General features: G+C 72.1%; 21 protein-coding genes. 7 read left to right on the top strand and 14 right to left on the bottom strand.

Translation table 11 applies throughout. The features are described 5' to 3' along the window. The first annotated feature begins 8 nt into the window (after positions 1-8). Positions 9-518 carry a 5-(carboxyamino)imidazole ribonucleotide mutase gene (gene purE / locus DEU32_RS05020; RefSeq protein WP_254631502.1) on the top strand — a complete coding sequence of 170 codons (510 nt, stop codon included), beginning with the start codon at positions 9-11 and terminating at the stop codon, positions 516-518. Between the two features lie 41 nt (positions 519-559). Here purE and DEU32_RS05015 read toward each other — a convergent pair whose 3' ends face one another. The 6 genes from DEU32_RS05015 to DEU32_RS04990 form a co-directional block, all read right to left on the bottom strand. Next, positions 560-1,243, bottom strand: coding sequence for a hypothetical protein (locus DEU32_RS05015; RefSeq protein ID WP_114849611.1), 684 nt, complete (start codon positions 1,241-1,243; stop codon positions 560-562). Between the two features lie 91 nt (positions 1,244-1,334). After that, entirely contained in the window at positions 1,335-2,477 is a 1,143-nt protein-coding gene (locus tag DEU32_RS05010) for a glycosyltransferase family 1 protein (protein ID WP_114849861.1), read from the bottom strand. A 76-nt stretch (positions 2,478-2,553) separates the two neighbouring features. Then, positions 2,554-3,450 carry a lysylphosphatidylglycerol synthase domain-containing protein gene (locus DEU32_RS05005; protein WP_181819196.1) on the bottom strand — a complete coding sequence of 299 codons (897 nt, stop codon included), beginning with the start codon at positions 3,448-3,450 and terminating at the stop codon, positions 2,554-2,556. 49 nt (positions 3,451-3,499) lie between these two features. Then, a complete protein-coding gene (gene rfbD, locus DEU32_RS05000) occupies positions 3,500-4,351 on the bottom strand; it encodes a dTDP-4-dehydrorhamnose reductase (RefSeq protein ID WP_114849609.1) in 852 nt (283 codons plus the stop codon). 14 nt (positions 4,352-4,365) lie between these two features. Continuing rightward, entirely contained in the window at positions 4,366-5,352 is a 987-nt protein-coding gene (rfbB, locus tag DEU32_RS04995; RefSeq protein ID WP_114849608.1) for a dTDP-glucose 4,6-dehydratase, read from the bottom strand. Positions 5,353-5,433: 81 nt separating this feature from the next. After that, positions 5,434-6,375: a glycosyltransferase family 2 protein gene (locus tag DEU32_RS04990; RefSeq protein WP_114849607.1), complete on the bottom strand. Its 942-nt coding sequence runs from the start codon at positions 6,373-6,375 to the stop codon at positions 5,434-5,436. Between the two features lie 670 nt (positions 6,376-7,045). On the opposite strand from DEU32_RS04990, the gene DEU32_RS04985 reads away from it, so the two are divergent. Next, positions 7,046-7,693: a glycosyltransferase gene (locus tag DEU32_RS04985; protein ID WP_114849606.1), complete on the top strand. Its 648-nt coding sequence runs from the start codon at positions 7,046-7,048 to the stop codon at positions 7,691-7,693. Positions 7,694-7,696: 3 nt separating this feature from the next. On the opposite strand, the gene DEU32_RS04980 is transcribed toward DEU32_RS04985, so the two are convergent. Both DEU32_RS04980 and DEU32_RS04975 read right to left on the bottom strand, forming a co-directional pair. Beyond that, positions 7,697-9,196: a DUF2142 domain-containing protein gene (locus DEU32_RS04980; protein WP_180224999.1), complete on the bottom strand. Its 1,500-nt coding sequence runs from the start codon at positions 9,194-9,196 to the stop codon at positions 7,697-7,699. Then, positions 9,193-10,653 carry a DUF2142 domain-containing protein gene (locus tag DEU32_RS04975; RefSeq protein WP_114849604.1) on the bottom strand — a complete coding sequence of 487 codons (1,461 nt, stop codon included), beginning with the start codon at positions 10,651-10,653 and terminating at the stop codon, positions 9,193-9,195. Before DEU32_RS04975 ends, DEU32_RS04980 begins: the two co-directional genes overlap by 4 nt. A gap of 122 nt (positions 10,654-10,775) precedes the next feature. On the opposite strand from DEU32_RS04975, the gene DEU32_RS04970 reads away from it, so the two are divergent. Genes DEU32_RS04970 through DEU32_RS04960 form a run of 3 tightly spaced genes read left to right on the top strand, consistent with a single transcriptional unit; the run spans position 10,776 to position 14,189 of the window. Then, entirely contained in the window at positions 10,776-11,384 is a 609-nt protein-coding gene (locus DEU32_RS04970; RefSeq protein ID WP_114849603.1) for a dTDP-4-dehydrorhamnose 3,5-epimerase family protein, read from the top strand. A 13-nt stretch (positions 11,385-11,397) separates the two neighbouring features. Then, positions 11,398-12,261 carry a glucose-1-phosphate thymidylyltransferase RfbA gene (gene rfbA, locus DEU32_RS04965; RefSeq protein ID WP_114849602.1) on the top strand — a complete coding sequence of 288 codons (864 nt, stop codon included), beginning with the start codon at positions 11,398-11,400 and terminating at the stop codon, positions 12,259-12,261. Next, on the top strand, positions 12,261-14,189 hold the full coding sequence (locus DEU32_RS04960) for a glycosyltransferase (RefSeq protein WP_114849601.1): 1,929 nt from the start codon (positions 12,261-12,263) through the stop codon (positions 14,187-14,189). Before rfbA ends, DEU32_RS04960 begins: the two co-directional genes overlap by 1 nt. 42 nt (positions 14,190-14,231) lie before the next feature. Here the strand turns inward: DEU32_RS04960 and DEU32_RS04955 are convergent, their stop codons facing one another. The 6 genes from DEU32_RS04955 to DEU32_RS04930 form a co-directional block, all read right to left on the bottom strand. Continuing rightward, positions 14,232-15,401 carry a glycosyltransferase family 2 protein gene (locus DEU32_RS04955; protein WP_181819195.1) on the bottom strand — a complete coding sequence of 390 codons (1,170 nt, stop codon included), beginning with the start codon at positions 15,399-15,401 and terminating at the stop codon, positions 14,232-14,234. Between the two features lie 49 nt (positions 15,402-15,450). Next, positions 15,451-16,353 (bottom strand): glycosyltransferase family 2 protein, encoded by a 903-nt coding sequence (locus tag DEU32_RS04950; protein ID WP_180225003.1) that lies wholly within the window; start codon positions 16,351-16,353, stop codon positions 15,451-15,453. Next, the gene (locus DEU32_RS04945) at positions 16,350-17,489 is read right to left on the bottom strand and encodes a glycosyltransferase family 1 protein (RefSeq protein WP_217488534.1); all 1,140 of its coding nucleotides are present in this window, start codon (positions 17,487-17,489) and stop codon (positions 16,350-16,352) included. The genes DEU32_RS04950 and DEU32_RS04945 overlap by 4 nt, the downstream gene beginning before the upstream one ends. Before the next feature lie 2 nt (positions 17,490-17,491). Then, positions 17,492-18,733: an ABC transporter ATP-binding protein gene (locus DEU32_RS04940; protein ID WP_114849600.1), complete on the bottom strand. Its 1,242-nt coding sequence runs from the start codon at positions 18,731-18,733 to the stop codon at positions 17,492-17,494. A 4-nt stretch (positions 18,734-18,737) separates the two neighbouring features. Beyond that, positions 18,738-19,634, bottom strand: coding sequence for an ABC transporter permease (locus DEU32_RS04935; RefSeq protein WP_254631504.1), 897 nt, complete (start codon positions 19,632-19,634; stop codon positions 18,738-18,740). 69 nt (positions 19,635-19,703) lie between these two features. Next, entirely contained in the window at positions 19,704-22,271 is a 2,568-nt protein-coding gene (locus DEU32_RS04930; protein WP_114849599.1) for a glycosyltransferase, read from the bottom strand. 134 nt (positions 22,272-22,405) lie between these two features. On the opposite strand from DEU32_RS04930, the gene DEU32_RS04925 reads away from it, so the two are divergent. Then, entirely contained in the window at positions 22,406-23,437 is a 1,032-nt protein-coding gene (locus DEU32_RS04925) for a glycosyltransferase family 2 protein (RefSeq protein WP_114849598.1), read from the top strand. A 212-nt stretch (positions 23,438-23,649) separates the two neighbouring features. After that, a complete protein-coding gene (locus DEU32_RS04920; RefSeq protein WP_114849597.1) occupies positions 23,650-25,746 on the top strand; it encodes a hypothetical protein in 2,097 nt (698 codons plus the stop codon). Positions 25,747-25,748 lie beyond the last annotated feature (2 nt).

The following is a 25,748-nucleotide window of genomic DNA, read 5'->3' as shown; positions in this document are numbered from 1 at the left end:
CTCGTGACGTGACCGACACCACCGCGCCCACCCCGCTCGTCTCGATCATCATGGGGTCGGACTCCGACTGGCCGACCATGCGCGCCGCTGCGGAGATCCTGACCGAGCTCGACATCCCGTTCGAGGCGGACGTGGTCTCGGCGCACCGCACGCCGGACAAGATGGTGCGCTACGCGCGGGCGGCCGCCGATCGTGGCGTGCGGGTCGTCGTCGCCGGCGCCGGGGGAGCGGCGCACCTGCCGGGCATGGTCGCGTCGCTGACGACGCTGCCGGTGATCGGTGTGCCCGTGCAGCTCGCGCGGCTCGACGGGCTCGACTCGCTGCTGTCGATCGTGCAGATGCCCGCCGGCATCCCGGTCGCGACGATGGCGATCAACGGCGCTGCGAACGCCGGCCTCCTGGCGGCACGCATCATCGGGTCGGCCGACCCGCAGGTCGCCGTCCGGCTGGCGGAGTACGCCGCCGGGCTCGAACAGGTCGTGGAGCGGAAGGCGGCCGCGCTGCGGGAGCAGCTCTGACGGTTGCCGCCTCCGCGACCTGGTGGTCGTGGGCGCCCGGGTCAGTTCGCGGTCGCGGCGCCGGTGATGCCGTCGACCGTGACGGTCCGGTCGCCCTGCGCGGTCGACACGGTCGCCGTCCACGTCGGCGCCGAGCCGGAGCCGCCGAGCACGATCGAGGCGAGGGTCCCGCCCCCGACCGCCTTCGTCGCCGCAGCTGCGGCGGCCGCCGCCGACGTGCGCACGGCAGCGGCCTGCGCGGTGGTGGCGGCCTGTGCAGCCGCGTCGACCTGCTTCGGGAACGGGCCCGAGGTCACGCGGTCGAGGGTCGCGGACACCACCGACTGGGTCTGGGAACCGTCCGGGCCCGCCATGACGACGGTCCACGAGTCGCCGGCACCGACGATGGACACGACCGTGCCGCCCCCGGCCGCCGCGGTGCCCTGCGCGGCGATCTTGCCGAAGTCCACGGAGTCCGGCTGCTCGACGCCGCTGCCGTTCCCGGTACCGAGCGCGGTGCCGTCGTCGGCGGGGCCGGTCTGGTCGTCCTCGGGCGTCGCGGTGTCGGACGGGCTGCCGGCCGAGGGGGCGGTGCTCGACGCCGGGCCGGTCGCGGTCGCGGATCGCGACGACGTGGCCGAGGGAGTGGGGGCGTCGTCCCCGCCCGAGCACGCCGCCAGGGTCGTCGAGAGGCCGACGGCGAGGACGATCGATGCGGTGAGGACCGGAGCGGAGCGGCGCGACATGCGTCGATGATGGCAGCCGCTGCGTCCGTGGGGCGCGCACGGCGCGGTGCGTCGGCGCATCGATGCCCAGCCGTGACCGAGCCGTCGCGGCTCAGAGGTCGGCGTGCAGCTGCCAGGTCTCGAGCGCGGAGTCGCGCCAGTCGAACATGCGCGCCCGGTCGGGCCCGGCGATCGCGAGCTGCTCCGCGAGCAGCGGGTCCGCGACCACCTGGTAGACGGCCTGCGCGAGCCGCTCGGCGTAGGACTCCCGGGGGTCCCGGGCGACGGTGACGCCGGCGTCGGACGCGACCTCGCTGACGGCTGGGTCGTCCGAGTGGACGACCGGCGTGCCGAAGCTCATCGCCTCGATCACGGGCAGTCCGAAGCCCTCGGCGAGGCTCGGGAACACGAACACCGTCGCACGGTCATACACGACCGCCAGGTCGGCGTCGTCCACCCGCCCGAGCACCTTGACCCGGTCGGCGGCGAGGCCGGCGCGCTCGGCCGTGCCGAGGACGTCGACGTCACCCCAGCCGTCCGGCCCGGAGACGACCAGCGGGACGTCCTGCGGGGCGTCGGGGTGGGCCATCGCCTCGATGAGGTGCCGCAGGCCCTTCCGCGGCTCGAGCGTGCCCACCGCGAGGACGTACCGGTCGGGAAGACCGAGCCGTTCGGCACGCACGTCGGCGTCGACGGGGACACGGAGCCGTCCGGTCGGTGCGCCCCCGATCACCCGCAGTCGGTCGCCGAAGCGGTGGATCTCGTCGAGCCGACCGGCGACCGCGTGCGTGGGGACGACCACGGCGTCCGCGTGCTTCCACGCCCGCTTGACCATCGCCTTGTGAAAGTGCACGCCCCGGGGTGTGAGGGTCTCGGGGTGGGTCCACGGCACGGTGTCGTGCACGGTCACCACGGTCTGGCGGCCGGGCTCCTGGAAGCGGTCGTGCTTCACCAGGGGAGCGAGCACGCTGGGCGCGTGCACCATGCCGTGCGAGGCGCCGTGCGCGAGCCCGCCCTGCCAGGCGAGGGACAGCTCTCGGCGGGGGAGTGCGAGTTGCTCCACGCCGGTCAGGCCGGGCAGCAGCGTCCGCAGTCGCTCGACGTCCGCGCGCGGGGCGGCGGAGACGATCCCCTCGACGTCGCACCCTGCCGGAGCGGTCTCGACGAGCTGCCGGGTGAGCTCTTCCGCGTAGCGGCCGATGCCACCCGGGACCGGTGCGATCACCTGGTCGACGACGACGCGGAGAGTGGTCATGCGGAACGGCTCCTCGTGTCGGTCGGTCGGCACTGCGCGCAGTACCGGCGCGACACTACCAGGCGCGCTCGGGAGGTCAGGCCGCGCCCGTGCGACGGCGGTGGCGCACCGCCAGCCCGGCTCCGACCGCGGCCAGCAGGACGTCCCCGAGGGTCATCAGCGCACGACTGACGACGGCGAGGGCCAGTGCGCCGGACACCCCTGCGGCCGGTCCGAGGAGCAGCACGAGGACACCCTCGCGCGCGCCGAGGCCGGCGGGCGCGACGACGACGAGGAAGCCGACGAGCCAGGCGACCGCGTAGGCGCCCGTGGCGAGCGCGGGGACGGCCGGGCCGTCGGCGCCGAAGGCCCGCAGCACCGTGGTGGCCTGGACGCCGTACGCAAGCCACATCGCGGCGGACCAGGCGATCGATGCGGTCGTCGCGCCCCAGGAGAGCGTGACGGCCTGTCGCGGTCGGCGCAGGAGCCGCATCGCGAGGGCGATGAGCCGCGCGAGCACCGGCGGCACCAGGGCGACGAGGCCGAGCACCGCGACGAGGGCGAGCCACCAGAAGGTCGCCAGGCCGTCGGGCGCTCCGACGAGCAGTCCGACAATCCCGACCAGGGCCGCCGTGACCATGCTGACGAGCATCGAGGCGAGCGATGCGGCGGCACTCGTCGTCCGGGCGAGGCCGTGGGCGCGACCGAGCTCCGCCTGGGCCGCGACCGACCACACTCCGCCGGGGACGTACTTGCCGAGCTGTCCGACGAAGAACACCGACGACGCTGCCGCGACCGGCAGACGGGTCCCGGTGGCAGCGGTCATGGCACGCCACGACGCCATGTTCGCGACGAGGGCGACGAGGGTCGCGAGCACCCCGACCACGACCGTGCCGACCGAGAGCCGGGCGAAGTCACGGACGATGGCGTCCCACTGCTGCACGACCCCCACGACGAGGAGCGCGACCGCCAGTGCGGCCGCGCTCCACTCCACCGCGGTGACGATCCGGGCGCGACGCCCGGGGGACCGGCCGGGGGCCGGCTCAGGCGTCGAGGACACCGGCCTCCACCGCCGCGTGCAGCGCCTCGCGCCAGTCACGCATCGGGGCGAGACCCGCGCGGCTCCACGCGTCGTGCCCGAGCACGCTGTACGCCGGGCGGGGCGCCGGGCGGACGAACGCCGCACTGTCGGTGGGCAGCACCCGATCCGGGTCGAGGCCGACCTCCGCGAAGATCGCCTTCGTAAAGTCGAACCACGATCCCTGACCGCCGTTGGTGCCGTGGTAGGTGCCGGCGGGCGCGTCGGCGTCGAGCATGGCGACGATGTGCCGCGCGAGGTCACCGGTCCACGTCGGCTGCCCCATCTGGTCGGTGACGACGCTGACGGTCTCGTGCGAGCCGGCGAGCCGGACCATCGTCTTCGCGAAGTTTGGCCCGTGTGCGCCGTAGAGCCACGCCGCGCGGACGATCCAGGACGAGTCGGGGGCAGTGGCGCGGATCGCCTCTTCCCCCGCGGCCTTGGTCCGCCCGTACGCGCCGAGGGGGGCGAGCGGGGCGTCCTCGGCGTACGGCGCGGTGCCGGTGCCGTCGAACACGTAGTCCGTGGAGACGTGCACGAGCTTCGCGCCCGCAGCGGACGTCGCGGTCGCGAGGACCGCCGGACCGCGCGCGTTCACGGCGTACGCGTCGTCCTCGTGGGACTCGGCGTCGTCGACCTTCGTGTAGGCGGCGCTGTTGATCACGACGTCGTGACCGGCGACCGCGGCGGCGACCGCGGTGGCGTCCGTCACGTCGAGGTTGGCCCGGCCGAGGGCCGTGACGTCGCGGCCGGCGAGGGCGTCCTGCAGGTCACGGCCGAGCATGCCGGCCGCGCCGGTGATGAGGTAGCGGGTCATCGTGGTCGACGGGCTCAGCTGAGCGCCGCACGCTCCTTCAGCGGCTCCCACCACGAGCGGTTGTCGCGGTACCACTGCACGACGTCTGCGAGGCCCTGCTCGAACGGGACCTGCGGCTCGTAGCCGAGCTCGGCCCGGATCTTCGAGATGTCGACCGAGTAGCGCAGGTCGTGGCCCAGGCGGTCCTGGACCCGGTCGACGTACGACCAGTCCTTGCCCGTGGCGTCGAGGAGCAGCTGCGTGAGCTCCTTGTTGGTCAGCTCGGTGCCGCCGCCGATGTTGTAGATCTCGCCCGCACGGCCCTTGACGAGCACCATCGCGATGCCGCGCGTGTGGTCGTCGACGTGCAGCCAGTCGCGGACGTTGTTGCCCTCGCCGTAGAGCGGCACGTGCCGGTCGTCGATGAGGTTGGTGACGAAGAGCGGGATGACCTTCTCGGGGAAGTGGTACGGACCGTAGTTGTTCGAGCAGCGCGTGATCGACAGGTTCAGGCCGTGCGTGCGGTGGTAACTGCGCGCCAGGAGGTCGCTGCCCGCCTTCGACGCCGAGTACGGCGAGTTCGGCTCGAGCGGGCGCTCCTCGTCCCACGAGCCCTCGCTGATGGAGCCGTAGACCTCGTCGGTCGAGACGTGCACGAAGCGCTCGGTGCCGTGGCGCAGCGCTGCGTCGAGCAGGCGCTGGGTACCGACGACGTTCGTCTCGACGAAGATGCCGGAGTCGCGGACCGACCGGTCGACGTGCGACTCTGCCGCGAAGTGCACGATGGCGTCGACGCCCGGGATCACCTCGTCGAGCTTCGCAGCGTCACGGATGTCGCCTTGCACGAAGGAGTAGCGCGGCGACTCCGCCACCGGGGCGAGGTTCTCGAGGTTGCCCGAGTAGGTCAGGGCGTCGTAGACGACAACCTCGGCCCCTTCGAGGCCGGGGTAGGCGTCCTCGAGGGTTCTGCGGACGAAGTTCGAGCCGATGAAGCCGGCCCCTCCGGTGACGAGGATCTTCACGCTGGTTTCCTTTTCGTGGCCGATGGACGTCGGCCCTGGCCGACGACGGTCGGCAGGCAGTCTAGCGGCGTCCCGTGCCCGTCAGTCCCCGTACCGCGCCAGCTTCTGCAGGTCGAGCTGTTCCTCCGCCAGCGTCCGGTTCAGCCGGGTCAGGTCGGCGACCACGCCGATGGTGATCGAGAGCAGGGCGCTGATCACGAGCACCACGCCGAGGATGAGGGACTGCAGGTGGTTCCCGCCGGAGTCCGCGAGCATGAGCAGCAGGTACCGTACGAAGGGCACGAGACCGGCGACGCCGAAGACCGAGCTGACCCAGGCGAACAGCGCCATCGGCCGGTACATGAGGTACACGCGGGCGATCGCCGACCCCGACTGGAACATGTGCTGCCAGATGTTGTAGAACAGTCGTGACTCGCGCGTCTTCGGGTTCGTGGTGATCGGGACGCTCTCGATCGCGAGCCGCTTGTAGCCGGCCTGCACGATCGTCTCCATACAGTAGCTGAAGCGCGTGACGATGTTGAGCCGGATCAGCGAGTACTTCGAGTAGGCCCGGAACCCGCTCGCGGCGTCCGATAGGTCGAGGCCGGCCGCCCGCCCGACCACCCACGACCCGAGGCGCTGCATCGCCTTCTTGAACCCGGAGAAGTGCTCGATTGTCCGTGTCTGGCGGTCCCCGATGACGATCTCGGCGCGTCCTTCGACGATCGGGAGCACGAGTTCCGCGATCTGCGCCTGCGGGTACTGGTTGTCGCCGTCGGTGTTGACGACGATGTCCGCGCCGTGCAGCAGCGCGTAGCCCACCCCGTCGCGGAACGACCGCGCCAGACCCATGTTCGCGGTGTGCCGGACGACGTGTCGGACGCCGTGCGCCCGCGCGACCTCGACCGTGCGGTCCGTCGACCCGTCGTCGATGACGAGCACCTCGATCTCGTCGATGCCGTCGATCGACGTCGGGATGGACTCGAGCACGGCGGGAAGCGTCTGCTCCTCGTTCAGGCAGGGGATCTGGACGAACAGTTTCACGCGGGACGGTCCGGGTCGGGTCGGGGGTACGGGCGCAGCGCGGGGAGCGGTCGCCGCTGCGGGGCGGTGACGTCGACGGCACACGTCGGCGGGCAGTTCATCCTACGTTCCGGGCGGGACGGGCCCGGTGCCGGCGGTGTCAGGATGGGGGCGTGCCTGGCCTCCGCTCCGTCGCCGCCCGACTGCTCCGCCGCGCGCCCGGAGCGCGCATCGCCGGGCCGGCCGGCTCCGACCCCGCCGAGGCGGACGCACCCGCCCCGGGCGGCGCACCGGCGCCGGGCGGCGCACCTGCCGCGGCACCGACCCCGCTCGTCGGCTTCGTGGTGCACGGTGCCGGTGGGGTGCACCCCGCGTCGGCCCACGTCCGCGTGACCGGTCGGATGTCGGCGCTCGCGGTGTCCGGGGCGGCACGCGTCGCGCAGGTGGAGCCGGTCCGGTGGGCGGACGGCACCGACACCGCGCACCTCGACGTGCTCCTGGTGCAGCGCGACGCGTTCCCGGCCGACCGGCTCGACGCCGCCCTCGCGCGCGCCGCGGCCGAGGGGACGCGCGTCTTCGCGGAGTCGACGACGACTTCTTCAGCGAGGAGGCCCGTACCCGGCTCGCGCGCGCCGAGTACGACCCGCAGCGACTCGCCTCGGTCGACCGGCTCGTCCGGGAAGCGGACGCGGTGGTCACCTCCACCGAGCCGCTGCGAGCGGTGCTCGCCGCGCAGGGCGTCGACGCCGTCGTCGTCCCGAACGCCGTGCAGCCCGGCATGTGGGGCGACACAGCGGTCCGGCCCGACCCGGCCGGCCCGCGGCGGGTACTCTACATGGGGTCGGCGACCCACGGCGACGACCTGGCGCTGCTCCGACCCGTGTTCGACGGCTTCACCGACGCCGACGGTCGGCCGGTCCGGCTCGAGGTCGTCGGCGTCACCGCCGACGGAGCCGATCAGGAGTGGTACGACCGGCTCGACGTCGGCACCGCCGCCCACTATCCGGACTTCGTCGCGTTCCTGCGGTCACGGGCCGAGCGGTGGTCGGCCGGCGTCGCGCCGCTGACCGGCGACCGCTTCAACGACGCGAAGAGCGACCTGAAGTTCCTGGAGTACTCGATGCTCGGGCTGCCGTTCGTCGGCTCCGACCGCCCGTCCTACGCCGGTGTCGACGCGCACGGTGGGTTGCTCACGACCGACGACCCGTCGGCGTGGCGCGCAGCGCTGCTCGAGGCGTTCCGCGAGCCCGCGCCCCGCGTCGCCCGGGCGCAGGCGTACGTGCGGGCCGAGCGGCTCGTCGGCGCGGAGCCGGCCTGGCTCGCGGCGCTCGGGCTCTGAGGGTCAGTACACCGTAGCCTGCCACTGGAGCACGGCGACGAGGACCGGGAGTCCCGACACCACCGGGAAGAGGACCGCTGCGCCCCGGTCGCTGATCGTCGCGCGCAGCGGCAGCAGGCTCCCGAGCCCGAGGCCCGTCAGTGCCACCAGCGGCGCGAAGTACCGGCCCTGTACACCGTCGACCACGACCGCCCCGACCGGCGTGAACGTCAGGTAGAGCGCGACCACCACGGCGAGGGCCGTGCCCGCTCCGACCAGCACCATCGCGAGGGCCACGATCCGTGGGACCCGCTCGACGACCACTGCCGCGAGGACGACGCCGACGATCGCGACGGTCAGGAACGGCTGGACGAGGTCGATCGTGTTGTAGCCGAAGCTGCCGACGAGGCTGTACGTCCAGTCGCGACCGGACACCGCGGTGGTCCGGACGATGAGTCCGAGGGCGCCGACCGGGTCGACCAGGAGCCCCCGGAGCTGCGCCTGTGGGTCGATCTGCTGCCAGTCCGGCCGCTGCTGGCGGATCGCGTCCGCGATCGGTCCGGTGACCTTGAGCAGCACGGCCGTCGGGACCAGGCTCATCAGCACGTAGCCGGCGGCGATCCCGAACTCCCACAGCGTCCGGCGAGGCGTGTCGTGCTCCGGCGGCGGACCGTGACGGCGCCGGAGCCACCGGGACAGCGGGACCAGGAGCACGATCGCGAGCAGCAGGACGTACGTGGGCTTCGCCGCCACGACTCCGAGGCCGGCAGCCGCCGTGCCGACGAGGAAGGGGACACTGCTCCGGTCCTCGCCGCAGAGTCGGACGACCGCCGCGACGAACAGCATGACGATCGCCGTCGTGTACGAGTCGGCGGTCGTGTACGAGTCGAGGAACAGCACGCTCGGGAGCAACCCGACGGTCATGAACAGCCACCGCGTGGCGGAGCGGCGCAGGACCCAGATCGCGAGCGTCGTCAGGCCGATGGCGACGAGCGCGTTGACGGCGCGTCCGAGCGTCAGGACGGTGGCGACGTCCTGGTTCGCGACGAGCGCGATCTTCATGCCGATGGCGCTCGGCAGGTACGGGACGGGGCTCGAGGCCCCGGCGTTGGTGAAGTCGACCGACTCGGTGGGGTCCCCGGGCCGGACGACGCGGGACCCGAGGCGTTCGAAGGTCTCCGTGTCCCGGACGTCCCGACGTTCGAAGTACGGGGCGCCGTGCGGGACGCCGTTGCCCCGCTCCCAACCGAGCATGTCGTACTCCTGCAGGGCCACGGGGATCTCTCCGCCGTACGTGCGTCCGTCCGCGCGGAGCTCCGGCGTGAGGTGGCCCTGCGACAGCACGTACGCGCGGTTCACGTGGGACTGCTCGTCGAGACCGAAGCCCGCGGGCACGGCGAGGACGAAGTACCCGACCGCGAGCACGGCGATCAGGGCGTACAGCGTGTGCGCGGCTCGGAGCACGCTGCCGACGCGTCGGGCTGCACCGGACCAGGAGCGGGGTCGGGGGACGGCGTGGGTCACGAGAGCGTCAGCCTCCAGACGACGAGTGCGACGACGAGCACCAGGGCGGGCACCGCGGTGAACGTCACGGCTGCCACACGGTCCGACATCCGGACGCGGACGGGCAGGAGCATGCCGACACCCGCGAGGAGCGGGACCAGCAGCGGGATCCAGTAGCGACCCTGCACACCGGAGGCGATCGGCGCACTAACCGGGTTGAACGTCAGGTACAGGGCCACGATCACTGCGGCGACGCCGGCCAGTGCCGACAGCACGAAGACGACCCCTGCGCCACGGGCTCGGGGACCGCGCAGTGCCGCGAGCACGAGCAGCACGAGGACCGCGGTCACGAAGGGTTCCGGCAGGAAGACGGAGTTCGACCCGAGCAGGCCGATCGCGCCCTCGACCCACGACGACCCGAAGGTGACGACGGTGCGTGCCAGGACACCGACCACCCGGAGCGGGTGCTCGAGCAGGCCGTCGAGCTGGAGGTGGCGGTCGATGCTCGGCCAGCCCACGACCTGCCCGCGGATGCCGTCGGCTATTCCGGACGTCCGGGCGGTGAAGAACGCCGCGCCGAGCGCGATGAGTGCCGGACCGCCGAGCCGGACGGCCCACCCGACCGCCCGCCGGCCGCCGGTGGCCGCGAGCGGGACGGTGAGCAGCAACCCGGCGAGCAGCAGTGAGGTCGGTTTCGCCGCGACCATGCCGAGCCCGGCAGCGACGGTCGCTGCGACCGTCAGCCACGCAGGACGCTGCGCACCACGGAGCGCGAGCACGCCGGCGACGAACAGCAGCGCGGAGGCGTTCGTGAACGTGTCCGCCGTCACGATCGAGGCCTGGAAGACCGTCTCCGGCAGGAGCGCGACGACGAGGAGCAGCCACCGGTACGGGGACCGCCGCGCAACGACGAAGGCACACGCCACCATCGCGACGAAGAGCGCACCGTTCGCGATCTTCGCGGCGGTGAGCACGCCGTGCACGTCGAGGTCCGCCGCCGTCGCGAGCCGCATGCCGAGTGCCGGCGCGGCGTAGGCGACGAAGCTCGCTGCGCCGGCGTTCGTGAAGTCGAGCGTCGTCGTCGGGGACGCTGCTGAGAGCCTCGCGCGCCCGAGTTCCGCGGCGTCCGGCGCGAGTGCGAGGTCGTCGCGCTCCCACAGCGGCCGTCCGGATTCCCGACCGGCGTTCGATGCTCCGCCGAGCTCCTCCACGTAGTCGACCAGGGCGGTCGGGACCTTGCCGCCGTACTGCAGGTTCGGTGTCAGGGTCTCCGGTTCGAGCACCCCGCGGGAGACCTGCCAGGCGCGGTCGATGTGGTGCGCCTCGTCGAGGCCGAAGCCGGCGGGCACGGACGCCACGAAGGCGCCGACTGCCGCGGCGAGCAGGACGGACGCGACGACGGGGTAGGTCCAGAGCATGCGGACGACCGAGCGGAACGACCGCCGAGCGGTCGGCTCGAACGAGGGTGCTGCGGTCACGGGTGCCTCGGTTCGGGTGCGGGCGGGACGAGGCACGACGTTACCGTACGGGCTCGATCGACCCGGGCTGGTGGGCTCTCGGCGGCCCTGCGCCCCATCCGCCCCTTTGCTAGGGTTGCCCGGTGCAGATCCGCGAACTGAAGATCCCCGGCGCGTGGGAGTTCACGCCCGTCCAGCACGGCGACGCACGAGGGGCGTTCCTCGAGGCGTACCGGGCCGACGTGCTCGAGGAGACGGTCGGGCACCCGCTCGACCTGCGCCAGGTGAACATGTCGATCTCGTCGGCCGGTGTCGCCCGAGGCATCCACTACGCCCTCGTCGCGCCGAGCCAGGCCAAGTACGTGACCGCCGTCCGCGGGGCGTTCATCGACTACATCGTCGACATTCGCGTCGGCTCGCCGACCTTCGGTCAGTGGGACTCTGTCCGAATCGACGACGTCGACCGCAAGGCGGTGTACCTGTCCGAGGGGCTCGGCCACGCCATCGTCGCGCTCGAGGACCACAGCACGGTCAACTACCTCGTCAGCGCCCACTACGACCCGCAGCGTGAGAAGGGGATCACGATCCTCGACCCGACCGTGGGGCTGGAGTTGCCCGAGGGCATCGGCAACCCGGTGCTGTCGGAGAAGGACACCACGGCACCGACGCTCGAACAGGCCGCCGAGCAGGGTCTGCTGCCGACCTACGAGGAAGCGGTGGCCTACACCGAGTCCCTCCGGACGAAGAAGTAAGGGGGCCCGCACCGTGAAGGGCATCATCCTCGCCGGGGGTTCCGGCACCCGCCTCTGGCCGATCACCAAGGGCATCAGCAAGCAGCTCATGCCGATCTACGACAAGCCGATGGTGTACTACCCGCTGTCGACGCTCATGATGGCCGGCATCCGCGAGGTCCTCGTCATCACGACCCCGGAGTACAACGAGCAGTTCAAGTCGCTGCTCGGCGACGGCTCGTCGCTCGGCATGGACATCCAGTACGCGGTGCAGCCGTCGCCGGACGGCCTGGCGCAGGCGTTCGTGATCGGCGAGGACTTCATCGGCGACGACAGCGTCGCGCTCGTCCTCGGCGACAACATCTTCCACGGCACGGGCCTCGGCACGAACCTGCGGAAGAACACCGAGGTCGACGGCGCGACGATCTTCGCGTACCACGTCGCTGACCCGAAGGCGTACGGCGTCGTCGAGTTCGACGAATCGTTCACGGCGGTGTCCATCGAGGAGAAGCCGACCGAGCCGAAGTCGAACTACGCCGTCCCCGGCCTGTACTTCTACGACAACTCGGTCATCGAGATCGCGAAGACCATCGAGCCGAGCGCCCGCGGGGAGCTCGAGATCTCGACGGTCAACGAGCGCTACCTCGACGCCGGCAAGCTCGGTGTGCAGGTCCTCGACCGCGGCACCGCCTGGCTCGACACCGGCACGTTCGAGTCGATGATGCAGGCGTCCGAGTACGTCAAGGTGATCGAGGACCGGCAGGGCTTCAAGATCGGCTGCATCGAGGAGATCGCTTGGCGCAACGGCTGGATCGACGGCGCGCAGCTCGCCGACCTCGCCGCGCCGCTCGTCAAGGGCGGCTACGGCGTCTACCTGCAGAACCTCCTGCAGGACTGATGCCGCGGAACCGGCTCGGCCGGCTGCTCGGTCGGTCCGGACCCGCTGACGGGCCGGACCTGGCCGACGTCGCTGAGCCGCGCCTCCCGGTCGACACGTCGTTCCCGTCGGCGCGACCGCAGCTCGACCCTGATGCGGAGGGCACGTTCGACGTCGTCGTCACGGTATCCGAGCCGACCCTGCGCGTCGGTGGTCACCTCGACGTGGTCCGCGCAGCGCGCGAGGCGGGCGCCGCCACGGTGGTCGTGAGCGCACACGACGTGCACGCCGGGCCCACCAGCACGTACCCGCCGGTCGCCGCGGGGCCGGACGTCGTCGTCGCGCGCGCGACGGTCGCCGCGACGTGGGGCGGCGCCGTCGCCGCAGCGCGACCGCTGCTCCGGAGCGCCGTCACGGTCGTGCAGGACGCGTCGATCGAGCTCCCGGACACCGCGTACCACCGACTGGTCGCCGCGCTCGGCACGCCGACCGCGGACGGACGGGAGGCGCGGGTCGCCTTGGCCGTCGTCCGCACGCCGGACGACGTGGTGGCGAGCGCCGGCGCGGTCCTGCCGCAGGGATCGGCTCCCGTCGCCGCGCTCCTCCGCGGTCACCCCGCGGAGGACGCTGACCGGCTCGACGGCGCCGTCGTCTTCGCCGCGGACGAGCCGTGCTTCGCCGTCCGGACGGCCGACCTCGCGGTGCCGGTGCCGACGGTGGACACGCGGACCGCGGTCGCCCGGTTGACCCGGGACACGGCCGACGCCGGCGCGGGGGACTGCGTGGCCGTCCCGGTCGGACGGGCGTACCGGCGGTCGGCACTGCGGGAGCGACGGTACGACACCGACGCCGCGACCGCGCTGGCAGCGTGGCGCGACGTCCGCGACGACACCGCTCCGCGTGCCCTCGAGCGGCTCGGGTTCGTCCCGGGTGCGCCCACCGCGGACGTCGCGGGGGCGCCGGTCGCCCTGCGGGAGCCCGTGGTGCGGGCGGAGCGTGGCGCCGAGCGCCTCGCGCTCCGGGACCGGGGCGAGCGCCTGCGCTGGTCGGTGCGCATCGCGGCGCACCCCGGCCCCCGGGGCGACGACTGGGGCGACACCTTCTTCGCACGCGACCTCGCACGGGCGCTGCGGTCGCTCGGCCAGGAGGTCGTCGTCGACCACCGGGAGTCGCACGTGCGTCCGGCATCCGAGCACCTCGACGACGTGGCGTTGACGCTCCGTGGTCTCGACGACACCCCGGTCCACCCCTCGGCGACCAACGTGCTCTGGGTGATCTCCCACCCCGACCTCGTCACCCCTGCGGAGCTCGCCCGGTACGACCTGCGCTTCGCCGCCGGGCCGGTGTGGGCCGAGCGGGTGGGCGCGGAGACGGGCTTCGCGATCGCACCACTCTTGCAGGCGACCGACCCGGAGCGGTTCCACCCGGGCGCTGTTGCGGCGGGTACGCCCGGCGACGTCGACACGCTGTTCGTCGGGAAGACCCGGGCGGTGTTCCGGCCGGTGGTCCGCGATGCCGTCGCGGCGGGCGTCGACCTCGCCGTGTGGGGCGAGGGCTGGGAGGGGCTGCTGCCCGACCGCGTGCACCGCGGCGTGTTCGTGGCGAACGATGCGCTGCCGGCGCTGTACCGCCGTGCGCGCGTGGTGCTCAACGACCACTGGGACGACATGGCCAGGGACGGCTTCGTGTCGAACCGGCTGTTCGACGCGGCGGCGTCCGGAGCACTCGTGGTGACGGATCCGGTGCCGGGCGTCGAGGCGCTGTTCCACGGTGCGGTCCGGACCTACGTGTCGGTGGACGACCTGCGGGCGCTCGTCTCGGCGGGGGAGCAGCTGTCCGACGACGACCGCGCGGCGCGCGGTGCGCGGATCGGTGCGGAACACTCGTTCACGGCCAGGGCCGAGGTCCTGCTCGATGCGGTGCGGCGCCAGCGGGGCGTTCGGGGCTGACGACCCCGCAGCCGTCCCCGTGACGGCCGGGACCGGCGGCGGCTAGGACCGCCGCAGCCGGCGGGCGACGTCCCCTGCGCGGTCGGCGATGCGCACGACCCGCCGGGCGTGCATCGCGGCGAGCTCGGCCTCGCGGGCGTCGATGACCGCCTGGCGTTCGGAGGACGTCCGGATCGCCGCCTCGGCTCGGTCCCGTTCGAACTGCACGGTCGCGCGCAGCGTGTTCGCAGTGGTCTCACCGGCCTGCACGGCGTCCTCGAGCTCCTCGATGCGCCGGTCACGACCGACGAGGGCGCGGCCGGTCGCGCGGAGTCGGCGGAAGCGGTCCTCGGGGACGAGCGGGTCCCCGGTCACACCGGACAGCGCGGCCGAGCCGGCCTGCCGGAGGCTCTCGGCGACGCCGTCGTCGCGTGTGAAGGGCCCGTCCGCGGCGTCGGCGTCGGTGACGAAGCGGAGCGAGAACGTCGACTCGAGCACGCCCTCCTGCAGCCGCCGGTAGTCCCGCATGCCGTGGTGGCGCGGGCTCGGCGTCAGGTCGGGGTTCGCGTCGTAGGCACGGCCCGACACCTCCACCCGGTGCGCGTACTGGCGCCACGACCGCCACGGCAGGTGCAGCACCTCGAGCTCCAGTCCCGCGGGCACGGGTGCGCCGCTGGCCACGCTTACCTGGTGGTTGCCCTGCACGACGACGACCTCCGGGTCGCCGACGTGCACCGCGTTCGCCGTCGGGGGCGCGAGCAGCCCGACGGCCTGCAGCTCCTCGATCGAGCGCTCGTCGCGCCAGTGCAGTCGCTCGACACCGGAACCCGACTCGGCCATCGCCCCGGTCAGGTTCACCACGGGGACGGTGAAGGCGCCGACCACGGGGTCGAGCTGCTCGAAGACCCGGCGGACGGTGAGCGTCCGGTCGACGGGCAGGACGAACTCGTCCGCGTCGGCGTTCACGACCCAGTCGGCGTGGTGGACCGCGGCGGCGTCACGGGCCATGCCGGTCACGACGGTGCCCTGCTGCTTGCGGTGCACCGGGTCGTGCCGCAGGTCGACCACGACGTCGTCCCGCTCGGCGAACGCGGTGAGGAGCTCCGTGGTGCCGTCAACGGAGCCGTTGTCGGTGATGACGAACACGTCGAATCCCTGGGCGACGTGGTGGTCGAGCCAGGCAGGGATGACGTCCGCTTCGTCGCGGACCATCAGGGTGACGGCGAGGATCATGGTGCTCTTCCGGATCGGGGAGGGGAGGGGCGAGCGTGACTGTACCGCGTCAGCGCGTGTGCGTGAGGTGGGCGCGCACGGCGAGGGCCACCCGGAGTGCGGCGCGCAGCGGCCACAGCCACCAGGCGCGGTACTTGCCCGCGAGGAACCGGTACGCGCTCTCGTGGTGAGCGCGCCGCATCCGCTCCGACGACCCCTGTGTCGCGGTGCCGCCGACGTGCGTCGCGGTGGCGGCCGGTTCGTACACGTTCCGGAGTCCGAGCCGTCCGAGCCGCCAGCCGAGGTCGACGTCCTCGAAGTACATGAAGTACCCCTCGTCGAAGCCGCCGAGCCGGTCGAACACGTCGCGTCGGACGAGGACGCAGGCTCCCGACAGCCACCCGGCGTCACGGCGCGTGTCCTGCACGCCCTCCTGGCGGTAGCGCCGGGTCCACGGGTTGCCGGGCCAGACGTTCGCGAACAGCGCGTGCCCGAGGCCGGTCCGCAGGGACGGCACAAGTCGCGCCGACGGGTAGACCTCGCCGGTCGGTTCGAGCACCTTCGGGCCGACCGCGCCGATGGTCGGGTCGGCGGACGCCGTGTCGATCATCCGGTCGAGTGCCAGCGGCCCGAGGACGACGTCCGGGTTCGACACGAGCACCCACCGCACGCCGGGGTCGAGGGTCGCGACCGCGCGGTTCACGGCGGCACCGTACCCGCGGTTCTCGCCGAGCTCGAGAAACCGGGCACCGGACCGCTCGGTCACGCTGCGCAGCGCGTCGGCGTCGGCGGAGTCGTTGTCCGCGACGACGACCTCGACCGGCGACGCACTGGCGGCCGGTGTCGACGCCAGGAAGGGGGGCAGGACGTCGTGCGAGTTGTAGGAGACGGTGACGATCGCCGCGCGTCGGGCATCGTCGGTGGCCGTGGCGTCCGCGGTGTCGTCGCGCGGGCCGTCCGTCCCCCCGGTCACGCGTACACCCCGAGGTGGGCGCGGGCGCAGGCCGCCCAGGTGAAGCGCGCGGCGCGGGCCGTCGCGCGGTCACGACGCTCGGCGCGGGCTGCCGCGGCATCGGGATCCGATGCGAGCAGCGTCGCGAGCGACGCCCGGATCGCGTCGGCCTCCGGCTCAGTGTAGGTGACGGCGTCGCCGCCGACCTCGGGGATCGCGAGCCGACGGGTGGTCAGCACGTCGCCGCCGGACGCCATCGCCTCGAGCACGGGGAGCCCGAAGCCCTCGGCGGTGCTCGGGTAGACGACGACCCGGGCACCGCCGAGGAACGCGCGGAGCTCCTCGATCGGTAGGTACCCGAGGTGGCGCAGCGGTTCGCCGGGACGGTCCCCGGCGGCCTCGAGCTCCTGCGCGGCGGCCGTGTCCCAGCCGAGCCCCCCGGCGACGAGCAAGGTCGGCGTCGCGGTCGGGTCGACTGCCCGCAGCGCACGGTGCGCGTCGATGAGCGCGGGCACGCGCTTGCGCGGCTCGACCGTCCCGAGGAACGCGATCCACTCCTCGTCCGGCGCGATGCGGTGGGCCGTACGGAACGCGGCGACCTCGTCGGCGTCCGGCACGTGGAAGACCGCCTGGTCGACGCCGAGGTGCGCCACGACCGTCGGCCGTGCGGCGCGTCCGGCGAGGCGGTCGAGCTCGGCCACGGTCGCGGCGCTCGGCGCGACCGTGGCCGCTGCGCGACCACGTGCGAGGCGCGTCCAGGCGCGGAAGAACGCGACCTTCAGTCGGGAGTGCGCGGCGGGGTCGCTGAAGAACGTCGCGTCGTGCAGCGTGACGACGGTCCGGGAGGCACGGCTCACCGGGAACGTGTAGTGCGGGCTGTGCAGCCTGGTCGCCCCGACCCGTCGGAGCAGCCCCGGCAGGCCGAGCTGCTCCCAGAGCAGCCGGGCCGGACGACGGGCCGTCCACGCGGGGGCCGCGTGGTAGCGGTGCGCGGGAGCGAGGGTCCGCAGCCAGTCCAGGTCACCGGGCTTCGCCACGACGTCGACGGACACTTCGACCTCGCCGAGGCCGGCGAGCAGTCCGGAGATGTACCGCGCGACACCGCCGCGGTTCGGTGGGATCGTCGTCGCGTCGACCAGCACCGGCAGCGGTCGCACCCTCAGGCCCCGATCTGGCGTTCGGTCGACCTGGTCCAGGCGATGCCGGACTGCGTGTCCTCGTCCTGGACGACGAAGCGTGCCGCCTCGCGCTGGATCACGATGTGCTCGCCGTTCGGCTTCGCGAGGAAGACGTGCACGAAGTACTGGCCGCCGCCCAGGCGCAGGTCCTCGAGGCGCCACTCGACGGTCGCACTGCCACGGAGCGGGGCGTGCGTCGTCTGCAGCTGACGGCTGTCGACGCCGAACGCCGGGTGGCCGAGGTGGTTCTCGATCTTGATGCCGGCACGCCACTCGGGCAGAACGTCGCTGTGCGAGAACGTGGCCCGCACCACGAGGTCGTCCCCGTGGTGGTGCTCCTCGCCGGGGGCCCGGCCGGGGATCTCGAGCTCGACGTGCTCGACCTTCGCCGGGTTGGCGTCCTCCTCCGGGTGCGACGCCTCGGCCTCGGCGATGCGCCGGCCCTCGAGGATCTCGCGGAAGTTCTTGACTGCGAGGCGGGCGGAGCCCTGGAACTTGACCTCGCCGTGGTGCAGCACGACCGCGGAGTCGCACAGCTCCTGGACCTGGCCGAGGGAGTGCGACACCAGGATGATGGTGCGGCCCTGCTCCTGGAACTCGCGGATCTTGTCGAGGCACTTCTTCTGGAACTGCTCGTCACCGACGGCCAGCACCTCGTCCACGAGCAGCACGTCGGGATCGGTGTTGATCGCGACCGCGAAGGCGAGTCGGACGTACATGCCCGACGAGTAGAACTTCACCTGGGTGTCGATGAAGTCGCCGATGCCGGAGAACTGCAGGATGTCCTCGAACCGGGCCTCGGTCTCCTCCTGCGTCTGGCCGAGGATCGCGGCGTTGAGGTACACGTTCTCGCGACCGGTCAGGTCGGGGTGGAACCCGGCGCCGAGCTCGATCAGAGCGGCGAGCCGCCCGCGACGTTCGACGGACCCGGTCGTGGGTTCGAGGATGCCACCGATCGTCTTGAGCAGCGTCGACTTGCCGGAGCCGTTCGGACCGAGCAGCCCGATCGTGGTGCCGGCGGGGATGTCGAGGCTGATGTCCTTGAGCGCCCAGAAGTCCTCGCTGTGGCGACGACCGGCGCGGCCCAGCGTGACGACGCGCTCCTTGAGCGAGTTGTCCTTGCGGATCGTGAACCGCTTCGACACGTTCCGCACGGTCACCACGTCGGGGGCGTCGGCGAAGGGGGAGCGGGTCTCCTGGTCGATCTCGTTGTCGATGCTCATCGGATCAGATCTCCTGGGCGAAGTTGCCCTGCAGCTTGGCGAACACGCGCTGGCACACGAGGAGCGCGACCAGGCCGACGACGGCGGCGACCGCCATCCGGACGAGCAGGTGCGACGGGTACTCGGAGTCGGCACCGGCGGTCCAGAACGCGCGGTGGATGCCGAGGACGGCCAGGGTGATCGGGTTGGACGTGTAGATCGAGAGCAGCCACTCCGGCGCGCGGGTGGCCACCATCTGCCAGCTGTAGACGATCGGCGACGCCCACATGAGCAGGAGCACGAGGACCTCGACGAGGTACTGCATGTCACGCAGGTAGACGTTCAGCGCCGCGAGCAGCAGGGCGAGGGCGGTCGCCCAGATCAGGATGACCGCGACCGACGGCAGGAAGTAGAGCAGGTCGAGGCGGACCCAGGCGAAGCCGCTCTGCAGGATCGCGGCGGCGATCAGGACGACGAGCTGCACGCCGAAGTTGAACAGCGCGGCACCGACACTCGCGAGGGGGTAGATCTCACGCGGCAGGTAGATCTTCTTGATCAAGCCAGCGTTGCCCACGATCGACGCCGTCCCCGTGGCGACGATCTCGCTGAACAGGCCGTAGAGCGTCAGGCCTGAGAACACGTAGATCGCGAACTCCGGGATGTTCCGGGACGCGCCGAGGATCTCACCGAGGACGAAGAAGTAGATCGCCAGCTGCACGAGCGGACGGATCAGCGTCCACGCGAAGCCGAGCGCGCTGTCCTTGTACCGCGACTTGAGGTCGCGACGGATCAGCAGATCGAGGAGCTGCCGGTGCGCGAAAATCTCGCGCAGCGACCCGATGACGGCGGTGGCCGGGCGACCGGCCGGGACCATCTGCTCCTGCCGGAGGCGCTCGAACCGCTCGGTGACGATGTTGCTCAAAGGGGGTTCCTCACGTTCGATCGGGCGACGGACAACTGTACATCGGCGACCAGGGGCGGCCGCCGGGCGTCAGCGCCCGTTCTTGCTCTCGCGCATCAGGCGGGTGCGGTTCTGCACCTTGTCGCGCAGCCCGGAGACACCGTTCTCCCGCAGGTACCAGGCCGCGAGCCGGGCGTCGCGGACGAGACCGTGGCGGCTGTTCGCGATCTGGTGGAACTGCAGTTCACGGGCCCGTGCGGGGCTGAGCTGCACGCGCGGGCGGCCCGCTGCCGCGACGGAGCCGGCCGGGACGGCGGCCTCGTGCGCGCGGTCCGCGGCGACGTGCGGGTCCTTGCAGAACTCGACGAGGGGAGCGAGGGCACGCTCCCACGTGAAGTCCTCGCGGACCCGGCTCACGGCGGCGCGGGCCGCCGCTGCGGCTTCGGGGTCGTACAGCATCGACTCGAGCGCCGCGGCGAGTCCGTCGACGTCGCGCTCCTTCACGGCGACGCCCAGGCCCTCGGCCGCGACGAGGTCGCCGAAGCTGTCGCCGTCGGTCGTGACGATCGGCAGGTTCGCCCACATGTAGTCGAGGATCCGGGTGCGGAACGAGAACGTCGTCTCGATGTGTGCGAAGTGCGTGCTGACGCCGGCGTCGGCCTCGAGCAGGTAGTTCTGCCGGTCGTCCAGCGCCACCCACTGCTCGTTGAAGAAGACGTGCTTGTTCGTCAGCCCCAGGTGGTCGCTGATGCGGCGGGTCTCGGCGACGATCGCCATCTCCGGCACGTCGGGGTTCGGGTGCGCGACGCCGAGGAAGAACAGACGGATGTCGTCGTGTGTCTCGGCGACCTTCGCGACCGCGCGGACGAGCGAGGGGGTGTCGAACCAGTTGTAGATGCCGCCGCCCCAGATGACGACCTTGTCGTCCTCGCCGATCCCCGGCGTGACGCCGCGGATGGCCTTGCGCTCGTGCTTCGGCGGCGTCGAGTCCATCCCGAACGGTGCGATCGCGATGAGCTTCTCGAGGTTGTCGTCCGCGAGGTAGTTGTCCGGGTTCACGCGGCCGACCCCGGCCAGCTGCCCGAGCCAGAACAGCCGCTGGCGCTCCGAGGCACACAGGAAGAAGTCGCCGCGCTCCAGCTGGCGGTTGATCACCTCGGTGGTCGAGGTGACCTGGTTGCGCCAGCCCACGTCGCCGTTGTCGCGGGCCTGCTCGAGCTGCTCGAGGTGCATCGGGTCGTAGAGGTCGACGACCATGATCTTGTTCGAGTTCTGCAGGGTCTGGAAGTGGTGCAGCGCGTAGCCCTGGAAGAAGATGACGTCCGCCCACTCCTCGTGCTCCCGCATCGTGCGCTCGTGCTGGAGCGGCACGCGGGACACCTCGAAGGCGTCGGACTTGCGGTTCGCCACGTTCCAGGTCACCAAGCGGACGTCGTTGTGCGGTGCGAGCGCCTCGGCGATCTTCCACGCGCGCATGCCCGGGCCGGCCATCTTCTCGCCGAGCGCGTCGCCCGTGATGATGAGGACCTTCGTGCGGTGCATGGGCTGCTCGACGTCGAACGCCTCGATGATCGCCTGGTAGCCCTCGAGGAAGTACCCGTCCTCGAACAGTGGCTTGAAGGCGTCGCCGAACAGGCGGAAGACCTCCTTGTCGGAGCGCACGCGCTGCGACTGGATCCGACGACGCTCCTCGCCCAGGCGGGGGAGGTCGGCGACGAACTGGTCGAGGGCGTAGAGCCCTGCGACGGCCTCCTTCGACATCGGCGTCGTCGGGTCGAACTCGTCCGGGGCGCCGGTGAAGCGACGGATGTCGAACTCCTCCGAGTCGCGCCCGCTCTTCGCGACGGCGCGGCGGGCCAGCAGCGCGAGCGCGGCAGGCAGGAAGGTGCCGAGGTTCTCGTCCGACAGGTTCTTGTAGAGCAGGTGCAGGGCGTTCCGCTCGAGCAGGTACATCTCGCGGTGGTCGCCGAACGACTTCATCGAGCCGTGGTGCTTGTGGAACACGACCGACCGCGGGGCGAACCGCACGCGGTACCCGAGCAGGTTGAGGCGCCACCCCAGGTCCACGTCGTCGTAGAACATGAACAGGCCCTCGTCGAAGCCACCGACCTCGAGGAAGACCTCGCGGCGGACGAACAGCGCGGAGCCGGTGCCGAAGAGCAGGTCCTGCGGGGTGTCGAAGCGACCGTCGTCGATCTCGGTGACGTGCGCCTTGTAGCCCATGCCGAACCAGCTCAGACCGGACTCGACGAAGTCGATCGCCTTGCCGTCCCAGTCGAGGACCTTGCTCGCCACGGCGGCGACCCGGGGGCTCGGGGCGAAGCCGGCGATGCCCTCCTTGATCCAGTTGACGTCGGGCTTCGCGTCGTTGTTGAGGAACGCGACGACCTCGCCGGACGCCTCGCGCGCACCGAGGTTGCTGCCGCCGGTGAAGCCGAGGTTCTCGGCGGAGACGACGATCTTGACGTTCTTCCGGTCGCCGAGCTCGGCACGCAGGCGCTGCTCGCTGTCGTCGCCCGACCCGTTCTCGACCACGACGATCTCGAGGCGGTCGGCGGGCCAGTCGACCTCGGTCAGGCGTGCGATGCACTCGAGGGTGTCGTCGGTCCCCCGGAAGTTGATGACGACGACGGACACGCGAGGCGCGAAGGTGGACACGGACGGACTCCATACGTCGGCTGGCGGTGGTGCCCCGGAGAGCGGGACCACTGTACCGGACGTGCTCCGGGTGCCCTCCGCGACCCGGGACGCTGCGCGACCTGGGACGCTCGGCGACCTGGGACACTGGGGGCATGGACGTCTCCGTGGTCATCGTCGACTGGCACCAGCCCGAACTCACCCGACGCGCACTCCGGTCCGTGCTCTCGCAGCGCGTCGATGCCTCGGTCGAGGTCGTGCTCGTGGTCAACGAGGCCGACGACGCAACGGTGGCCGCCTACCGAGCCGACCACCCGGGCGTGGTGGTCGTGCCGGAGCCGACGAACGCCGGGTTCGCCGGTGGCGTGTCGCGGGGGATCGCCGCGTCGACGGGCGACATCGTCGTCCTCGTCAACAACGACGCGGTGGCCGACAACGGGTTCCTCGACCGCGGGCTGGTCGCCCTCGCCGCCGGTGGTCCGACGGTCGGCGCGGTGTCCGCGACCGTCGTGCTCGAGGGTCGGTTCCGCCCGGTGGTGGACGGTGCGCCGACGTCGCAGGACGACCTGGTCGCGGGGGACGGGCGTCGCTGGCGCCGGGCGGAGACGGGGGAGACCCTCGTCAACGGCACCGGGGTCGTGCTCGACCGGTCCGGCAACGGCCGTGACCGCGACTGGTTGCGGCCGGTCGACGACGCCCCGGAGCACGCTCCGCTCTTCGGGTTCTCGGGCGGCGCGGCGTTCCTGCGCCGCGCGGCCCTCGAGGCGATCGGCGGCTTCGACGAGTCCCTCTTCATGTACTACGAGGACCTCGACGTCGCGTGGCGGATGCGGCTTGCGGGCTTCGACGTGCGACACGCCCCCGAGGCCGTGGTCGTCCACCGGCACGCCGCGAGCTCCGGCAGCGACGGCCCGCTCGTGCGCACGCAGAGCATGCGGAACCGGCTGCTCGTCGTGGCGCGCAACGGATCCGGCGGCTTCCTCGCGCGCGTCGTCGTGCGGACGGTGCTGCGCCTGGTGCGCGACCTGCTGCGCCCGTCCACCGCCCAGCTGCGCCCCGCGGCGTGGTGGCGGCTCATCCGGGAGGCCCGTGCCGCCCTCCGCCGCGCCCGCCGGCTCCGCCGTGGGGACCGGATCGACGACACGGCGCGTCGCCGCGTCGAACGCCTGCTCGACGCGACAGGCTGAGCGACGGCACAGGTGACCACGCGTCGCCCGCGGCCGTCGGGGCGGACGCGCCCCGTGCCTCCCGGACGGGGTGCACGTCGGGGGCTGTGTGATCGCTGTGATCCCTGTAGCCTGATGTGACAGACGTGACTCGCCGGATCAGGGCCCGGCCACGCGCGGTCGGGACGGCCGTGCGGCAGACACCGAGTCGCCGCCACAGGGAGGCCCCCGTCGTGAAGAAGGTCATCGCCGCGTTCGCGAGCGTGCTCGCGGTCGCGAGTGTGCTCGTCGGCGTCCAGCTGTCCGGCGTGGGGGCGCCGGACGCGGACCGTGCGTCCGCGCTCAGCGGGTCGCAGTTCGACCCGGGCAACATCATCCCGGACGCCGAGTTCTACAACGGCGGCGGGATGAACGAGGCGCAAGTCCAGACGTTCCTGGACGCACAGATCGGCACCTGCCGGTCGAGCTCGTGCCTCAACGTCGGGCGGTACTCGCTGAACAGTCACGGTGCGGACGCCATGTGCGGCGCGCTGACCGGCGGTTCCTCGCTGTCGGCGGCGCAGATCATCACGCGGGTCGGGGCCGCGTGCGGGATCAACCCGAAGGTGATCATCGTCACGCTGCAGAAGGAGCAGGCGCTCGTCAACGGCGCGACGGCGCGGAACCCCTCCGCCGCCGTGCTCGAGCGCGCGATGGGCTACGCCTGCCCGGACAGCGCCAACGGCGGCTGCGACCCGGCCTACGCGGGCGTGGGCAACCAGGTCTTCTGGGCCTCGTGGCAGTGGAAGCGGTACGGCAACCCGGCGGGCACGAGCAACTACTTCACGTGGTTCGCGCCGGGCGGCAACCGCAACGTGCAGTACAACCCCAACGCGGCGTGCGGCACGAAGAGCGTCTACATCCAGAACAAGGCGACCGCCGCGCTGTACTACTACACGCCGTACACGCCGAACCAGGCGGCGCTGAACAACCTCTACGGCACCGGCGACGGCTGCTCGGCGTACGGCAACCGGAACTTCTGGCGTCTCTACAACGACTGGTTCGGCGTCTCGACGGCGGACAACCCGTTCGGCGGCATCGATGCGAAGCAGATCGGGCCCGGCTACGTGCAGGTGAACGGATGGGCACTCGACCCGAACGCGAAGACCCAGCCCGTGCAGGTGCAGTGGTACTCGGACGGCAAGCTGCTCGGGACCCTGCCGGCGAACGCCTCGCGGCCGGACGTGGGTGCGGTGTACCCGGGAGCGGGCGGCGACCACGGCATCCTGAACACCCTGACGGTCGGCGGCGGCACGCACACCATCTGCGCCGTCGGCGTGAACATCGGCGCCGGCTCGAACGCGCAGATCGGGGCCTGCCAGACGGTCGCGGTCTCGACCGGCTCGCCGTTCGGTGGGATGGACGTGTCGTCGAGCGCACCCGGTGTCGTGTCCGTCGGGGGGTGGACGATCGACCCGGACACGGCGTCGTCGATCTCGGTCGATGTCTACGTCGACGGGCGCAACCGCGGTCGCTCGCCCGCGAACGGCTCGCGCCCCGACGTCGGCCGCACCTACCCCGGGTACGGCTCCGCGCACGGCATCGCCACCACCGTCGCGGTCCCCGGCGGCTCCCACGAGATCTGCGTCTACGGACTCGACGCCGTGGCGCCCGGCGGCAGCACGACCCTCGGCTGCCGCACGATCACCGTCGCTGACACCTCGCCCTTCGGCGGGATGGACGTCACGACGAACGGCTCGACCGCGACGGTGAACGGCTGGACGATCGACCCGGACACGAAGAACGTCGTGCAGCTGCGGATGTCGATCGACGGCGTCCAGGTGGGCACCGCGACCGCGAACGCCCCGCGCGCCGACGTCGGCCGTGCCTACCCGGCCTTCGGCCCGAACCACGGCATCGCCACGAAGTACGACCTGACCGCCGGTTCGCACCGGATCTGCGTCACCGCGGTGAACGTCGGCGGCGGCACGGACACCGAGCTCGGCTGCCAGTCGTTCACGATCGCGGCGAACCCGTCGCCCTTCGGCGGGATGGACGCGTCGTCGCCCACCGCGGGTCGCGTGCAGGTGAACGGGTGGACGATCGACCCCGACCAGCAGCAGACCGCGATCCGGGTCGACACCTACCTCGACGGCGTCGGCGTCGCCTCCGGCCCGGCGAACCAGTCGCGGCCGGACGTCGGTCGTGCCTATCCTGCGGCCGGCGCGCTGCACGGCATCAACCAGTCGTTCGCAGCGCGAGCCGGTTCGCACACGGTCTGCTCCTATGGGATAAATGTCGGGGCCGGGACGAACGTCCTCCTCGGCTGCCAGGCCGTCACCGTCCGGTGACG

The sequence above is a fragment of the Curtobacterium sp. AG1037 genome (assembly GCF_003349855.1).
Taxonomy (GTDB): Bacteria; Actinomycetota; Actinomycetes; order Actinomycetales; family Microbacteriaceae; genus Curtobacterium; species Curtobacterium citreum.
This window is presented reverse-complemented; position numbering and strand designations above follow the sequence as displayed.

Excerpts from the sequence above, each read along its gene's own strand:
- DEU32_RS05015 (WP_114849611.1), bottom strand. The coding sequence starts at position 1,243 with ATGTCGCGCCGCTCCGCTCCGGTCCTCACCGCATCGATCGTCCTCGCC.
- DEU32_RS05010 (WP_114849861.1), bottom strand. The coding sequence starts at position 2,477 with ATGACCACTCTCCGCGTCGTCGTCGACCAGGTGATCGCACCGGTCCCG.
- rfbD (WP_114849609.1), bottom strand. The coding sequence starts at position 4,351 with ATGACCCGCTACCTCATCACCGGCGCGGCCGGCATGCTCGGCCGTGAC.
- DEU32_RS04960 (WP_114849601.1), top strand. The coding sequence starts at position 12,261 with ATGCCGCGGAACCGGCTCGGCCGGCTGCTCGGTCGGTCCGGACCCGCT.
- DEU32_RS04955 (WP_181819195.1), bottom strand. The coding sequence starts at position 15,401 with ATGATCCTCGCCGTCACCCTGATGGTCCGCGACGAAGCGGACGTCATC.
- DEU32_RS04940 (WP_114849600.1), bottom strand. The coding sequence starts at position 18,733 with ATGAGCATCGACAACGAGATCGACCAGGAGACCCGCTCCCCCTTCGCC.
- DEU32_RS04925 (WP_114849598.1), top strand. The coding sequence starts at position 22,406 with ATGGACGTCTCCGTGGTCATCGTCGACTGGCACCAGCCCGAACTCACC.